Origin of the sequence: Luteibacter mycovicinus, assembly GCF_000745235.1 — a bacterium.
Taxonomy (GTDB): Bacteria; Pseudomonadota; Gammaproteobacteria; order Xanthomonadales; family Rhodanobacteraceae; genus Luteibacter; species Luteibacter mycovicinus.
Genome location: NZ_JQNL01000001.1, coordinates 4,593,997 through 4,609,021, shown reverse-complemented (window position 1 = coordinate 4,609,021; position 15,025 = coordinate 4,593,997). Strand labels below are relative to the sequence as shown.

The window sequence follows — 15,025 nt, the reverse complement described above, 5'->3', positions numbered from 1 at the left end:
TCCCCTCACGACTTGGCGATGCGGAACGCGGCCAGCGCAGTGCGCTCGGCGGCTTCGGCATGGATGGAGGCGCACTCGAAGTCCTGCGCGTCCAGCGAAACCAGCTCCATGCGGAGGGCGGTTTCACAGTCCTCGGCGAGCGAAACGATGCACTCGCGGGCGAAGTTGTCGATCATGGCTGGCCCCTGAACGGGTAACACGTCCCGTTATGGGTCGGCACGTTACACTGCCCGTGTTACCTACGTCAACACAGGGTGTTTTATGTCCGCCACGCACGATCTCATGGACAGGGTTAAGGAGCGCCGGGGCCTTACGTCTGACTCGGCGCTAGCACGCTTGCTCGGTGCAACACAAGCGACGGTGAGCAACTGGCGTCAGGGAACGCGGCATCCCCAGCCGCACTACATCGAAAAGATGTCTAACGCTCTCGGCGAAAGGGCAATCGTATGGGCACTGCGCATCCAAGCAGAACGAGACGCCAAGGTAGACCCCACGAACTCAAAGGTGTGGCTTCGATGGGCTGACGAGATCGGGAAATCGGCAGCGGCCATCCTCCTAGTATTCGGTTTAGCCGTCTATACGCCTAAAGCGTCTGCATTTAGCGGTGAAACACCTGTTTTACAGAACGTTGGCCTATATACATTATGCGAATACCTGAAAAAGCTTCGCAGGCAATTGACACGCCCCACGCGCATGCTGTACCGCCGACAGAAAGGAAGACCTGATGCCCTCGGCTACATGGCAACTTGAACCCGGAGAACTGATCACCCCTCAGGGTCGACACATACCACTGCGCGAGATCCTGAACTGGGCCATGGCGCGACACGATGGCCGACAGGACATCCAAACCGACAAATGGAGAGGATGGCGGATCGTACAGCAGTACCTCGTTCCACCGGGACGCACGATGGCGGACGGCGGAATCCACATCAACGCGATAAAGTCGCTATTGTTCCACGACGACCAAGAGCAGGTTTTGCGGGCATTGGATGAGGCATGAAGAAAGACCCGGCCAGCGATGGCCGGGTCTTCTTCGTTGAATGGTCGAGAGCGTATCCGCAGGGGAAACCCCTGCACCCCAGACCTTCGGTTGCCCGGGCGAAGCGACAAATCGATTTGCAGTCTCGCCCGGGCGACCGAAGGACGCTCAGTCACCGACGACGATACAGCCACCGCTTGACGAGTACCCCCGCGACGACGCAAGCGACAGTACAAATCACCCGATAACCCACGTGACTCCAATTCACTTGGACGCACCAGCGCGCAGCGGAAGCGGCGCCGGGATACCGTCCGGAACGACCCCAGCGACCGCCGTAGCGAGCGCCGGAGACGCCTCTGGCGTGGAGGGCTTGACGCCATCGCGCGATGGCGTGTCGTCCTTACGCCGCTCTGGCTTAAACGGGTCATAAGCCGGGCCGTTCTTCGCTACGTTCAGACAGATATCGAGGGCCAGCGTGTAACGCGTGCCCTGCTCCGTGATGCAGTGGCAATCCGAATCGTCGCCTTTCGCCACGCAATAGACCTGGGGATGCGTGGTGACCTGCTGGCCGTCGTACAGCGGCGCGCTCCAAGGCTGGCTAGGGATACGCGGCATCTGCTGCTCGACGTACTCACCAGCTGTCTTCGGGGCCTTTGAAACCTGCGCAGACGGCTTGGACGGGGAGACTGCAGGCACGGGCTTGACATCCTCCTTCTTCGTCCCCGTGCCCGCGAGCACTTCGCCGTGGCGAAACACGTAGATGCCAACCCCAACGACCAGAACGAACATGGCGATCGACACGACAGCGGCGATGCGACCCTTCACCTGCGCCCACGGGCGCTTGGCCCGTTTCGTGTGCATCGTGGCCGACTTGTAGAACGGGTAAAGGTGAGCCGGGTACTTCCATTCCTTGAACTCACCCAACATGCGCAAGGCGCTGTCCTGCACGTCGTCGTGAGCCTCACGCCATTCGTACCTCAACGCGCTCGCTTTCGTGTGCGCGACAAGATGGATATGGACGTTCACCAGCTTTCGGATGTTCGCGTGTAGAAACGTTGGGTGCTGCGTCATCAACACGATATCGATGCCATCGTGACGATGCGTCTCCATCTCGATGATCGCCTGCGACGGATCGCCACCACGAGACGCGCGCCAATAGCGCTGCGCCTCGTCCACCACGACAAGCGAATCCTTCTCGCAGTGCTTGTGCCACTCAAGGACGCCAGCGTCGTCGAGAGGAAGCACGCCCGGATAGCACTGCCCGTCGATGTTCGCCGAGTAGATCAGACGCCCTGCCTTCTCCTTGCCCCACTGCTCGATCAACTCCATCGCGGCGAGGGTCTTGCCGGAACCGGGTGTGCCCGTTAACAGGTAAATCATGACTTGGGTCCTATCCGCTTGAGAATCATTCGACTACCCGCCGCCGAGGCGAACGCCGACAAAATAATCGTGATTGACCGATCAACGTTGAGGTATGCCATCCACGCAACGGTGTCCGCCGACAACCCGCCGAAAGCCGACTGAATCGCCGACAACGCGGGCTCTACGATAAATTTCTGCGACCCGAACTGGATGCCGAGGAACAGCAACGCAGTGAGCAACCACTGCCCTGCCCTCGTGAAGAAAAGTCGCGACAACGCTGCGCCGCACACTTCAATCAACGGGATAAGAAACGCAGGCACCGTCAGCTCCCCTTAACCGATTTGCCGATGATCACAGCGGCAACGATGTATGCCGCGACCAATGCCCACGCGGCCAGCAATGCTGCCGTGTCGCAAATGCCCGGGCCACCCATAAGATCGTGATCGAGAAACATGACGGGCTTTACAGGGCACGAACCGCGCCCACCCAGCCAGCCCGCATCGTTAAGCTGCACGGGAGCATCATCGTCGCCGTTGTCGATCAAACTCGACACATCCGGGTCGCCGCCCTCCTTCCCGCTGTCCTTATTGCCCCCTTGGATCTCTGCCTGAATTCCAAGCGACTGGCACCGCTGACGCTGAGCCTCTACCGCCATCGTGGCAAGCAACGGGTCGCCAGCGGTAGCAGGACTCGCGCCGCACGCAGCTTCCGTATATGCGTCGTCGCACAGCTTGCCCGCCGTGCAATCACCATCACCGTCACCGTCGCCGTCACCGCCACCGGTCCCGTTACCCGGCGTAGTCGTTCCACCACCGGGCGTGGTTGAACCGCCGTTGCCGCCTGTCCCCGTCGTGGTTCCCTGATACGTCCCGGTCGTGATCGTGATGCCACCGCCAACACCGGAGCCGGAAAAGGAGCCGCTACCCGTCTGCTGCTGCTGAGGGTCGGACACAGGAGGGTTAGGCGGCGTAGGCGGCGGCTGGCCGGCGTCGCCTGCGCAGGAAGCCGCAGAACCGTTGACAGCGCAGCCGGACGGCTGCTGAGGGGGTGCACCACCACCCGGATCGGTCGGGCCGCTCACGCACGTTTGCGCGCCCGAACTGCTGACCGAGCAGAACTGATTCGAATTGGGGTCGTAACAGGAACCGCCGCTGCACACCTGAGGCGGAGAAGACGCCGGAGGCGGGGGCGTACTGTCGCTAGAACAGCTATTTCCGGTAGGCGAAAACGTGCCGAGCGAGCGACCGATGCCGCTTCCGGGAACACTGACCGTAATAGTGCCGGGCTGCTGGGTGAAAACGAACTCGCAAGAGTCGGCGCATACCGTCGAACCCTGCGAATAGCCGGAATCCCAGACGCTACCGCTAGGCGACGCGTGCGACGCGCACTGATTGGCGGGCGGAACCACTGGGCAACTAACGCGACCTACCACATACGACGCGTCGACCCAAGCATCGTTGTTGTCTTTCTGCTGATACTTAAGATCCACTTCGACGGACGTCGAGTTAATCCGCCTCGTGACGCACTGCACGTTACGGTAGGCACTGTTACCGTTCATTTCCGCTGCGTTAGACGCGCACGCCGACTGGTAACTCTGCAAACTAGGACACGTCGGCGACCAATCGTCTGCGGATACAGACGCAGAGAACAGCGCTAACAAACACCCCGCAATCGTCAGCGCGTAACCGCTGCGCCGAACATAATCCACGCGGCCAAAATAATGTATCCCGTCATACGGGAGCACCTCGTTTGAGAGGGAGGAAGGGGCGGCGGCGACGGGGTCCAGCAAGCTGGACACCCGCGTGCCGACGCCGCCCTCCTGACTGAAAGGCGGGCCACCGCGCGCAGGAAGGCAAGAATGGCCCGCATGGATCACGCGCCCCGGCGCGGCAGCTTCGACGACTTGATGCCGATGTAGCCGGACGTGAACGCGACCGAGATGGTGACCGCGACCACAACCGCAGCAGCGATCTTGGCGACATCGGCGGTGGGATCGTACGCGTCGCCGTCGGCGGCATACGCGCTACCCACCGATGCGACCATCAGGAACGCGGTGGCAGCGAGCATGCGAACGCGGGGGTTCTTGGCGAGACGATTCTTCGTGGTCTTGACGAGCTTGAGCATGGTTTTCTCCTGAAATGGGCGCCGGAATGGCGTCCCCTGATCGATCACATTCCGCGCCTGGGCAACTTAGAGACAGCGATGGCAACGAGACCTGAAAAGATCGCGATACCAAGGGTCTGTCCCGCTTCCGACGACATCGGCGGGATTAACGTCGGCGGAGGCATCCACGCGGTCTGCGTGCATGTGGAGGTCGCTGCGTCGAACTGGACGCAGGTCAGGTACATCCCTGCGCCCACGTCCATCACGCAGCCTGCGAACGTGCAACCGGCTTAGCCGGGACGAAATCGGGAAAGATCACGAGGCGACCATCGACGATCTTCGGCTCGCTCGCCTCGATGGTGTAGTCACCCGGCTCGCGAGCGAACGAGGCCTTCGACGGGTCGAAATACACCTCAAACTTCTCGTAACCGCCGTCGGCGTCAACGAGCCGGGCGCTCTGGAAACCGTGATTTTTGCCCTGCTGTTTCTTATTCGGGACGAGCTTGATCTCGGCGGTGAAACGAACGATACGCTTGGACATAACTGACTCTCCTACGACGTTTGGACGTCTACTTGACTTGGCCGGAAGTGGCCGGTTTTCCGGTCCGAGACCGGGCTAAAACGGTGCTGCGAACGGATGCGCGTCGAGCGCGACGGCTCGACCGAATGGGTTTTCGCCGACCCACTTGGGAGTGGCGTCGCGGGTGAGGAACGAGGAAACGAGGTCGCCGAGATCCGTGGTGTCGTCCGCGATGCAGGCGAGGTAGTTCAGCAAGCCGCCGTACTGGCGCTTGCAATGCCGCATCGCGTTTTGAAGGTTCGCCTTGGCGCGGACAACGCTGGACTTGATGCGGCACATCACAGCGCTGACCCACGAGAGCGCCGGGTAGCGGCCGACCAGAAACAGAGCGGGTTCGACCAACACGTCGAGCGGAATTTCATAGCCCTTGCGGTGATAGAAACGACCTTCCCAGCGGACCCACTCAGCGTATTCCTCACCGTCGCGGTAGCCCTGCTCCCTACCCTTCTCGTACACCACCAATTGGCTGCGACCGGTGGGCTTGCCGATGTACATCGTCATGCCACTACCGTCGTTCCAGCCCTGTACATTGGACGCAGGAGGGCGACCGCCCGTCACGAATTCGCCCAGGTCGTACAACTCCTTGGCAAGCTCGAGACCACGCTCACCCTTGTAATCATCGTGAGCGACATCGACCCGCGTGATCTTGGCGGCGATGGTGTCGAGCATTTCACGGACTTGTGACCACGCCACGTCGTGGTCAAAGCCCGCTTCAACGAGGGCGCATGCTGCGCCCGTCATCTCCACGGACACCGTTCCGCGCTGATTTTCGCCACCCCAACAGACGTCGCCGCAAGCACTGCCGTCAGGCGTGAGAAGAACCACGTGATGCGCGTAGCCGCGACGGCCGCCCTTCATGGCGGGCTCAACGTGGATACCGGACTTCGGTGCCAAGGTACGAACGAACCGCTCGGCGGACCAGATCATCGCATCGCCTTCGGTCTCTGACCCGAAGACGTAACCGGCGCCTGCGCTGAAACGAAGGAAGTCGATATTGGCAGCTACCTGCGAACGCTTCGTAGGGAGCGCCTTCTTCGCGTTCAGGTACTTTGATCCCCTGTTAGCCGACGGGATCACCGGCGCTTCGCGCCGGATCACAGGTGGTCCCCGAAAAGCACGAGCAGCACGCCACCGACGACGTACGTGAAAAACACGCAGACCTTGACCACACCGCGAGCGTTCACAGGCCAGCCTCCAGCAACTCACGCTCGCGAGGGACGAGGTGGGCGTAGGGCCCCCTGCCCCACAGCGCTATACGCGCCTCACGAACACGGCGACGGTCGTACGACGAGAGGCCGGGGTACGTCGAGTGAGGATCGACAGGCACGGATGACATGCCACCCGGTAGCAAACCATGCTTCGTGATGGACTCGACCGGCCCGGGAATAACGACCGGTCGAGACGTGTAGTAGTGGTGCCGGTTAGGCTCGAAAGCCTCTGGAAGTCCGCGTAAGCGCATATCAGGCCTCGTCGCCGGTTTCGTACGGCATGCCGCGATGCCCGCAAGCGGGGCACTCCGTGTCACTCCACTCAAACTGCTCGCGCTCGATATCCGCGCCGCAGTCCGTGCATTCGATATGACGGTGCTTCTTCTCCAGCTTGTCGAAGAAGTTTTCAGTGTCCCACTCACGCTGGCGTTTCTCGTCCCACGGTTCGTTAGGCTCGACGTCATCGGTCTCACCGGCAGCGCCGACGTAGCCGCATTCGTCGCACTCGACTTCGCCAAACGGCTCGTCCGGCTCGACCTGGGCGCCGCACTTCTGGCAGTACGCCGCCATACCCTTCGAATCGAGATAGTCCGCATAGGTGCCAACGCCTGAGCCGTGGCGCGGGACCTTCGAAGAGATGATCGAGATGAGGCCCGACGTCCACGCAACCGAAACGACGACGGCGGTGACAGCCGCGGCGGCGATCAGCCTGACGCCAGTGGTCGAAAGAGCCTGCAATGCGTCCCCATCGACGATCACAGCCAGCCCTCGGCGACCAGCTGAGCGCGGTGATCGGCGTATGCGCGCCACGCGACGAACGCCCGGGCACATGAGACGGTGAACAGGAAAATCCCGGCCGAAAGGACGAAGGCAAGCATGACGGGCCCTCCCCTCACGACTTGGCGATGCGGAACGCGGCCAGCGCAGTGCGCTCGGCGGCTTCGGCATGGATGGAGGCGCACTCGAAGTCCTGCGCGTCCAGCGAAACCAGCTCCATGCGGAGGGCGGTTTCACAGTCCTCGGCGAGCGAAACGATGCACTCGCGGGCGAAGTTGTCGATCATGGCTGGCCCCTGAACGGGTAACACGTCCCGTTATGGGTCGGCACGTTACACTGCCCGTGTTACCTACGTCAACACAGGGTGTTTTATGTCCGCCACGCACGATCTCATGGACAGGGTTAAGGAGCGCCGGGGCCTTACGTCTGACTCGGCGCTAGCACGCTTGCTCGGTGCAACACAAGCGACGGTGAGCAACTGGCGTCAGGGAACGCGGCATCCCCAGCCGCACTACATCGAAAAGATGTCTAACGCTCTCGGCGAAAGGGCAATCGTATGGGCACTGCGCATCCAAGCAGAACGAGACGCCAAGGTAGACCCCACGAACTCAAAGGTGTGGCTTCGATGGGCTGACGAGATCGGGAAATCGGCAGCGGCCATCCTCCTAGTATTCGGTTTAGCCGTCTATACGCCTAAAGCGTCTGCATTTAGCGGTGAAACACCTGTTTTACAGAACGTTGGCCTATATACATTATGCGAAGTTGTGATAACCATTACAGCGCTACGCTGGGAACTCACGCGCTGATGATTAACCACTCAGCACAACGGCTCCCAGCCATGTCCTCCGCGCCCGGGTGAATCGCGTAAGCGACCACCCTCTCCATTCCTCAGTCATCAACCGTGCGCGTGACCGCGGATGTGCTGACAGACGAGATGCGCCACTTCCATGGGGGCTTCACGCGCAGGGAAATGACCCACCCCAGAAAGCACCTGACGTCGATAGCCGCCACTGAAGTAGGATTCGAGCCCTTCGGACTCTTCGGGCGGGTCGCATTCATCGGCGCCGCCCTGCAAGAACAGCATCGGCACCTCGAGCGTTTCGGTCGCATCGACCATGGCGCGCGCCGCGTCGTAGTCGGGGTCCATTGGACGGAGTTCCCAGCGCGACTGGTAGCCGTGAAGAGTAATCGCGACCCAGTCCGGATTTGAAAAGGCTTGTGCCGCCACCGCGAAGGCGTCTTCGGTGATCCACGCCGTCGGCCCCCACGTGTCCCATTGCCGTCGGGCAAAGCCGATGGGATCGTTGCGCACCGCTTGCGCGCCCGCTTCCGCCGTCATGAACCACTGATACCACCAGCGAGCACATTGTGGGTAAGCCGGAACGGTGAACCGCCCGCGAGGTGAATAGCCGATGGCAATGACGGTGGCGGATAAGAGGCGCGCAGGCGCCATCGCCGCCATATGGTAGGTGGCGCGGCCGCCCCAATCGTGGCCGACAATATGGAAGGCGCCGATACCCAGGGCGTCCATGAGATCGAACGCGTCCTGAGCAATGGCGACCCCCGAGCCATCGCGAATGGTTGCGCCGTCGCGAAACTGCGTTTTGCCAAACCCCCGCAGGTCCGGGGCAATCCACCTCAAACCTGCCGCTTCCAGATTCGGGACGACCCCGCTCCACGCGCTGGCATCGTCCGGCCAGCCGTGAAGAAGCAGCACGGTTTGGCCGTCCCGAGGTCCACCCTCGGCATAGTGAATACGAAGCTTTGCGGTGTCGACCAATGGCATCTGGAGTTCCTCGACGGATGAAAGTGCCATCGCCGCGCGGCGGTGGACTGACGCGCATCCCGATGGGCGGAAGCTGACTATCCGTGGCTCGACCCGAAGGCCGCATGAATTCCCTGCCGTTCCCTCGCGATTCTTGAATCGTTGCTGGTCTGCATGGCTAAACGTTCCACCCGGCCGCGATCGCGAAAAGAAAGTGTAAATTCTTCAACACCGAAAGATTCGGGAAAAATCCGTACGCATACACTTAGCCACTTGCTGCTGAAGTGCGGATCAATCGTGCCCGTCATCAGTGCGTCTGAAACGACAGAGGAGCACGCCTGGCATCCCCCCGTCACCCAACGGGCTTAGGTTTCCAACCGGAATATATGGACAGTTATCCCAGTCGAATGATCATCGCGATCGATGTATCGCTGATGGCCACCCATCATCCAACCCCCTGCGCGCAAGGCGTGGGCCGGATCCGCCTGGGCTGATCCCGCTCGCTCCCGGCCGCTGTCGGAGCAGAGCGATGTACAACATCAAACATAGCGTGCCGGCCACCCTGGCCCGGCGCGGATGCCGGTGCGTGCGCGTACCCGGTCGTGCCATGAACCACCCTGCCCTCATCGCTGCCGCTCTGGCGGCTGCGCTCCTGCTGGCCGGTTGTGACCGGGCCACAACCGATGTCGCGTCCGATGCCGCGCCGGCTTTCAGTGTCCATGGCAACCGCATTGAGGTCGGCCCGCGCTCACCGCTGCGGAGCGAGCTTCGTATCGCGCCGGTCGCTGTCGACACTGCGCCCATGCATGTCACCTGGCCCGCGACGGTGGAGATCGACCCTGCCCGCTCGGTGACGGTGCTCGCACCGGGTGCCGGGCGGATCGCCCGGGTCGACGTCGTCCTGGGTGAAAAAGTGCGGGAAGGACAGGTCCTGCTGACGATGACCTCCGGCGATGTCGCGCAGGCCCGGTCCGACCAGGCCCGGGCGCGCGACGCCGAAGCCCTTGCGAAGCAGGCGCTGACTCGCGCTCAGCGGGTGACTGAAGCGGGTGGCGCAGCCACGAAGGATCTCGAGGCGGCCAGGAGCGCGTATGCGCAGGCGTCGGCCGAACGTACCCGGGCGGATACCCAGGTGGCGGCACTCACCGGTACCTCACGCACGGCGTCAAACGCGTCCGTCCTCGACATTCGTGCACCTATGGATGGCGTCGTGACCTCGCTCGGTGTCGCGGCGGGTTCGTGGATCAACGACACCAGCACCGTGCTGATGGCGGTCACCGACCTCGATCGGATGTGGGTCACCGCCAACGTGCCGGAGGCGGACAGCGCATCGGTGTCCGGCGGGAGTAATGCAACGCTCACTTTCACCGCACTGCCAGGCGTGACCTTGCAGGGCAAGGTCGATGTCATCGATCCGGTGCTCGACAGCACCACGCGACGCATCAAGGTTCACCTCAGGGTGGACAACGCCGGGCACCGCCTGCTGCCAAACATGTTCGGGACGGCGGCATTCGCGGTTCCGGGTGGCCCTCGCCTCTTCGTACCGCAGACGGCTCTGGTCATGGATAACGACCGGCGCAGTGTGTTCGTCGAGCGCGCGCCCTGGCAGTTTGAGCGTCGCGACATCGATACGGGCCGCGACGAAGGCGCGACCGTGGAAGTCGTTCACGGCCTGCAAGCCGGCGATCGTGTCGTCGTGCGTGGCGGAGTGCTGCTGCAATGATCGCGCGCCTGATCGCCTTTTGCTTCCACCGCCGTGGCGTGGTGTTCGCCGTGATGCTGCTGACCCTGGGCTACGGCTACTACGCCTCGACCCAGCTGGCCATCGAAGCCTACCCCGAGCTGAGCGACGTCACCGCCCAGGTAACTACCCAGGCCCCCGGGCTGGCCGCCGAAGAGGTGGAGCAGCAGATCACGACGCCGATCGAGCGTGCGCTCGCCGGTGTGCCCGGGCTCGCCTCGATGCGGTCGAGCAGTTCATTCGGGCTGTCCCTGATCACGATGACGTTCAGCGAGGGCAGCGAGGATTACTGGGTACGTTCACGCATTCGTGAGCAACTGGAAAACGTGACACTGCCGGCCGGCGTGTCTGCGGGACTGGATGCCGTGACCGGCCCGGCGGGCGAGATCTACCGTTACACGCTCGAATCCCCATCGAAGAACCTGATGCAGCTATCGGAACTGCAGCGCTGGACCGTCATCCCGGCGCTGCAGAAGGTGCCCGGTGTGGCCGCCGTCAACAACTTCGGCGGCTTTACGAGGGAGTACCAGCTCACGGTCGACCCCGATGCGTTGCAGCGCTACGGCGTGGGCATGAACGATGTCATCGCCGCCATGAGCGCCAACAACGCCAACGCCGGCGGCGGCCGGATCTCGCGTGGCGAGCAGTCGTACGTCGTGCGTGGTATCGGTCTGGTCCGGACCCTGGACGCCATGGGTGCCATCGTTGTCAGTCACAGCAACGGCGTGCCCGTTATGCTGCGCGATCTTGGGCAGCTGTCCTACGGTCACCAGACACGCGAAGGCATCCTGGGCAAGGACGGCAATCCCGATGCGATAGAAGGCATCGTGGACATGCTGTTGCACGAGAACGCCTCGCGCGTGCTCCAGGGCATTCACACGACCGTCGATGAGCTGAACCGGAAGCTCGCGGCGGAGGATGTCCGTATCGTTCCCTATATCGACCGCGACGATCTCGTGCAGGCGACGGTGCACAAGGTCGAGCATACGGTCATCGAGGGTGTGGGCCTCGTCTGTATCGTGCTGATCCTGTTTCTGGGCAGCCCACGCAGCGCGCTGATCGCCGCCGTCACGATCCCGTTTTCGCTGGTCGTGGTGTTCATCCTGATGCATCTGACGCACACGCCGGCGAATCTGTTTTCCCTGGGTGCCATCGATTTCGGCGTGATAGTCGACGGTGCGATCGTGGTGACCGAAACCATCCTGCGTCGCCGCGAGGCCGATCCGGAGGCGACGCTCACGCCCGAAACCGTGCTGGATGCGACGGGCAAGGTGGCGCGTCCGATCTTCTTTGCCACGCTCATCATCATCACGGCCTATGCGCCGCTGCTCGCGTTCGAGCATGCCGAAGGCAAGCTGTTCGCTCCCATGGCGTACACCGTGGGCTTCGCCCTGCTCGGCGCGCTGGTGACGACGCTGGTGCTCGTCCCCTCGCTTGCCTACATGGCGTTCCGCAGGCCGAGGAAAATCTTCCACAACCGACCGCTGGAACGCCTGCAGGATGCCTATGGACGTGCGCTGAAGCGTCTGATTGGCCGGCCATCGGTGGCGGTGATCATCGTTGTGGCGGCCCTGGTCTGCGTCGTATCGCTGGGCGCCAGCGTCGGCCAGGAGTTTCTGCCGGAGCTGGACGAAGGTGGACTGTGGGTGCAGGTGCAGTTGCCCTCGGGCCTTTCCCTGGAGAAGGCCAGCAGCATGGCCAGCCAGTATCGCGACGCGGTGCGCGAGTTTCCCGAGGTGTCGTATGTGGTGACCCAGCTGGGTCGCAACGACGACGGTACGGACCCGTGGACACCCTCGCACATCGAGTCCGGTGTTGGCCTCAAACCCTATGACAGCTGGCCGCATGGCGAGACGAAGGCGCAGTTCATCACCAGGCTCAACCGCCGCCTGCAGGCCATTCCCGGCATCAGCGTGGGCATCAGCCAGCCCATCATCGATGGCGAGAACGACAAGATAGGCGGTGCGCACAGTCCCCTGGTGCTGCGCATCTACGGCGACGATTTCAGGGAGCTTCGCCGCATCGGCGATGCCGTGGTCGGCGTGCTGAAGGGCCTGGACGGAACGGCCGACGCCTCGGTGTTCCAGGAGCCGCCGGTGCCGCAGGTGGCGATCGAGATCGACCGCGAAGCCGCCGCGCGCTATGGCATCAACGTAAGCGACGTCGACGCGCTGATCCAGACGGCCCTGGGCGGCGCCCCCGTGTCGCAGGTGTACGTGGACGACCGGGTTTACAACATGACGGCCAAGGTCTCGCGCGACATCGCCAGCAGCCCGGACAAGCTGGGTGCCCTGACCTTGCGCAGCGCGGAGGGCGCGCAGATTCCCCTGTCCTCGGTCACGCGGATCCGGGAGCAATCCGGTGAGGCGACGGTGGCGCACGAAATGGGCGAGCGGAACCTGATCGTGCGGATCGACAACCGTGGCCGCGCGCTGTCGGATTACCTCGCCGACGCGGATCGCCAGATCGCAGCGAAGGTGACTTTCGACAAGAGCCGGTACCGGCTGCAATGGGGTGGCCAGTTCGAAAATCAGCGACGCGCGCAGTCGCGGCTGGCGTTGGCGCTTGTCATGGTGCTCGCCGTGATGACGATCTTCCTCTTTTCCGAATTCGGCAGGCTGCGCCAGGCGGCGCTGGTGCTTGGCGTCGTGCCGCTCGCGGCCGTGGGTGGACTGATCGCCATCACCGTGCGCGGTGAGACACTGAACATCGCGACCGCCGTGGGCTTCATCGCGCTGTTCGGTGTGGCTGTTCAGAACGGCGTGATCATGGTCTCCAACTTCAACCGGGTGCGAGAGAAAGGTGCATCCATCGAAGCCGCGGTGCTGGCGGGTGCCACGCAGCGATTCCGCCCGGTGCTGATGACCGCTACCGTGGCCACGGCAGGCATGCTCCCGGCCGCGTTGGCCACGGGAATCGGAACCGATGTTCAGCGCGGTCTGGCCACCGTCGTGGTCGGTGGTCTGGGCATTGCCACGTTGCTGACCCTTTTCGTCCTGCCTTCGCTTTACTGCCTGATCGAAGAGCGCGCGCAGCGCCGCGCCGCCCGGTCAAGGAGCATCGTATGAACCTGTGCAAAGTCCTGTTTGCGTCTCTCCTGATGGGTGGGCTTCTCGTGTCGATGGCCGGCTGTGCGGTCGGCCCCGACTTCGCCAAACCGGACCTGGCGAAGGCCTTTCCGTCGCCCACCGTCCCGGCCACGGTCTCGCCCGATGAGCGGGACCACTGGTGGTCATCGTTCGGCGCGCCAGCGATGGACGAGCGCGTGGCGCGGGCGCTGCGCGACAGCCCCGATATCCAGGCGGCGCAAGAAGCTCTGCTGGCGGCGCAGGAGACGGCGCTCGCGCAGCGGGGCGCATTCTTTCCTGCCGTCACGGCTGGCGTGAACCCCACCCGGCAGAAGACATCGGGCGCGCTGTCCAGCGTGCCCGCCGACGGGAGCTATGTGTACAGCCTGCACACGGCGCAGCTGTCGATCGGCTACTCCCCCGATCTCTTCGGCGCGAACCGGCGCGCCGTCGAATCGTTGGTCGCGCAGGCGGACGAGCAGCGCTACCAGTGGCAGGCGGCACGCCTCACCCTGATCGCCAACCTGTGCGTCGGTCTTATCGAGGAGGCCAGCCTGCAGGCGCAACTTGACGCCATCGATCAGTCGGTCAGGGTCCAGCAACAGTCCCTGGAGATCGCCCGCAAGCGGTATGCCCTGGGCGATGCGGCGCAGAGCGACGTACTGCTCCAGTCAGCGACATTGACCGCCACACAGGCCCAGCGCCCCGCGATCGAGAAACAGTGGCTGAAGCAGCGTGACCGCAACGCGGCACTGGAAGGTCGCCACACGGTCGATGCTGGGGAGCGCTCCCTCGCACTGGGCGATTTCACCTTGCCGACGGATCTGCCCACCAGCGTGCCGTCGGCATGGCTGGAGCAACGACCCGATATTCAGGCAGCCGAGGCGCAATGGCATGCGGCCTCGGCCCAGGTGGGTGTCGCGGTCGCCGCCCGCCTGCCCGCTCTGACCCTTAGCGCCAGCGGTGGCTCGTCCGCAGCGCGGTTCGGCGATCTGTTCGGGCCCGGCACGGCCTTCTGGAATCTGGCCGGCGATCTGGCGGCGCCAATCCTCGACGGTGGCACGCTCCGGCATCAGCAGCGCTCCGCCGAGGCCAACAACCGCCGGGCGGCTGCGTTGTACCGCAGCACGGCCATCAATGCGTTCGCCGACGTCGGTGAGGCGCTGCATGCCGTCGAAGCGGACAGGCGCGCCTTCGACCTGGCGCAGGCGGCCAGGGAAACCGCGCTGGCCAGCTACCGCATCGCCCAGACCCAGTACGCCGCCGGCGACATGAGCCTCATCGCGCTCCTTACCGCCGAACAGGCCTGGCGCGACGCGGAGCTGTCACTGATCACCGCGCGCGCGGCTCGTCTCGAGGATGCCGTCGCCCTGAAGCAGTCCATCGCCAGCGGCAGCGAAGATCCGGTCCGCGCCGCAGGCAAGGAGCAACCACATATCTGA

The 15,025-nt window shown here is 63.4% G+C and carries 17 protein-coding genes; 6 read left to right on the top strand and 11 right to left on the bottom strand.

Going from position 1 to position 15,025, the window contains the following annotated elements; translation table 11 throughout:
• Positions 1 to 5: 5 nt before the first annotated feature.
• Positions 6 to 176, bottom strand: coding sequence for a hypothetical protein (locus FA85_RS22050; protein WP_156108733.1), 171 nt, complete (start codon positions 174 to 176; stop codon positions 6 to 8).
• An 85-nt stretch (positions 177 to 261) separates the two neighbouring features.
• Between FA85_RS22050 and FA85_RS22810 the strand changes: the two genes are divergently transcribed.
• Both FA85_RS22810 and FA85_RS22265 read left to right on the top strand, forming a co-directional pair.
• Entirely contained in the window at positions 262 to 750 is a 489-nt protein-coding gene (locus FA85_RS22810) for a helix-turn-helix domain-containing protein (protein WP_081908606.1), read from the top strand.
• Positions 725 to 1,000 (top strand): hypothetical protein, encoded by a 276-nt coding sequence (locus FA85_RS22265; protein ID WP_036113279.1) that lies wholly within the window; start codon positions 725 to 727, stop codon positions 998 to 1,000. Before FA85_RS22810 ends, FA85_RS22265 begins: the two co-directional genes overlap by 26 nt.
• A 243-nt stretch (positions 1,001 to 1,243) precedes the next feature.
• Here the strand turns inward: FA85_RS22265 and FA85_RS20525 are convergent, their stop codons facing one another.
• From FA85_RS20525 to FA85_RS22040, 9 genes are all read right to left on the bottom strand, one after another.
• Positions 1,244 to 2,359, bottom strand: a complete 1,116-nt coding sequence (locus FA85_RS20525; RefSeq protein ID WP_036113283.1) for a zonular occludens toxin domain-containing protein — start codon at positions 2,357 to 2,359, stop codon at positions 1,244 to 1,246.
• Positions 2,356 to 2,661: a DUF2523 family protein gene (locus FA85_RS20520; protein ID WP_051943664.1), complete on the bottom strand. Its 306-nt coding sequence runs from the start codon at positions 2,659 to 2,661 to the stop codon at positions 2,356 to 2,358. Before FA85_RS20520 ends, FA85_RS20525 begins: the two co-directional genes overlap by 4 nt.
• Positions 2,662 to 2,663: 2 nt before the next feature.
• On the bottom strand, positions 2,664 to 3,293 hold the full coding sequence (locus FA85_RS22045) for a hypothetical protein (RefSeq protein ID WP_156108732.1): 630 nt from the start codon (positions 3,291 to 3,293) through the stop codon (positions 2,664 to 2,666).
• 920 nt (positions 3,294 to 4,213) lie between these two features.
• Positions 4,214 to 4,465 (bottom strand): hypothetical protein, encoded by a 252-nt coding sequence (locus FA85_RS20510; RefSeq protein ID WP_036113293.1) that lies wholly within the window; start codon positions 4,463 to 4,465, stop codon positions 4,214 to 4,216.
• A 241-nt stretch (positions 4,466 to 4,706) separates the two neighbouring features.
• Positions 4,707 to 4,985 (bottom strand): hypothetical protein, encoded by a 279-nt coding sequence (locus FA85_RS20500; protein ID WP_036113297.1) that lies wholly within the window; start codon positions 4,983 to 4,985, stop codon positions 4,707 to 4,709.
• A gap of 75 nt (positions 4,986 to 5,060) precedes the next feature.
• Positions 5,061 to 6,122 carry a replication initiation factor domain-containing protein gene (locus tag FA85_RS21250; protein ID WP_051943666.1) on the bottom strand — a complete coding sequence of 354 codons (1,062 nt, stop codon included), beginning with the start codon at positions 6,120 to 6,122 and terminating at the stop codon, positions 5,061 to 5,063.
• A gap of 362 nt (positions 6,123 to 6,484) precedes the next feature.
• The gene (locus FA85_RS20490) at positions 6,485 to 6,991 is read right to left on the bottom strand and encodes a TFIIB-type zinc ribbon-containing protein (protein WP_036113300.1); all 507 of its coding nucleotides are present in this window, start codon (positions 6,989 to 6,991) and stop codon (positions 6,485 to 6,487) included.
• Entirely contained in the window at positions 6,988 to 7,110 is a 123-nt protein-coding gene (locus FA85_RS22595) for a hypothetical protein (protein WP_255349718.1), read from the bottom strand. The genes FA85_RS20490 and FA85_RS22595 overlap by 4 nt, the downstream gene beginning before the upstream one ends.
• Before the next feature lie 14 nt (positions 7,111 to 7,124).
• Positions 7,125 to 7,295: a hypothetical protein gene (locus FA85_RS22040; RefSeq protein WP_156108733.1), complete on the bottom strand. Its 171-nt coding sequence runs from the start codon at positions 7,293 to 7,295 to the stop codon at positions 7,125 to 7,127.
• 85 nt (positions 7,296 to 7,380) lie between these two features.
• Here FA85_RS22040 and FA85_RS22805 point away from each other — a divergent pair, with 85 nt between their 5' ends.
• Positions 7,381 to 7,815 carry a helix-turn-helix domain-containing protein gene (locus tag FA85_RS22805; RefSeq protein ID WP_081907484.1) on the top strand — a complete coding sequence of 145 codons (435 nt, stop codon included), beginning with the start codon at positions 7,381 to 7,383 and terminating at the stop codon, positions 7,813 to 7,815.
• A gap of 89 nt (positions 7,816 to 7,904) precedes the next feature.
• Here FA85_RS22805 and FA85_RS20485 read toward each other — a convergent pair whose 3' ends face one another.
• The gene (locus tag FA85_RS20485; protein ID WP_036113303.1) at positions 7,905 to 8,795 is read right to left on the bottom strand and encodes an alpha/beta fold hydrolase; all 891 of its coding nucleotides are present in this window, start codon (positions 8,793 to 8,795) and stop codon (positions 7,905 to 7,907) included.
• Between the two features lie 586 nt (positions 8,796 to 9,381).
• On the opposite strand from FA85_RS20485, the gene FA85_RS20480 reads away from it, so the two are divergent.
• From FA85_RS20480 to FA85_RS20470, 3 genes are read left to right on the top strand one after another with little or no spacing between them, the layout of a single operon-like run.
• Complete coding sequence (locus FA85_RS20480) at positions 9,382 to 10,497, top strand: efflux RND transporter periplasmic adaptor subunit (RefSeq protein WP_036117628.1); 1,116 nt, start codon at positions 9,382 to 9,384, stop codon at positions 10,495 to 10,497.
• Positions 10,494 to 13,583: an efflux RND transporter permease subunit gene (locus tag FA85_RS20475; RefSeq protein ID WP_036113307.1), complete on the top strand. Its 3,090-nt coding sequence runs from the start codon at positions 10,494 to 10,496 to the stop codon at positions 13,581 to 13,583. Before FA85_RS20480 ends, FA85_RS20475 begins: the two co-directional genes overlap by 4 nt.
• On the top strand, positions 13,580 to 15,025 hold the full coding sequence (locus FA85_RS20470; protein ID WP_036113310.1) for an efflux transporter outer membrane subunit: 1,446 nt from the start codon (positions 13,580 to 13,582) through the stop codon (positions 15,023 to 15,025). Before FA85_RS20475 ends, FA85_RS20470 begins: the two co-directional genes overlap by 4 nt.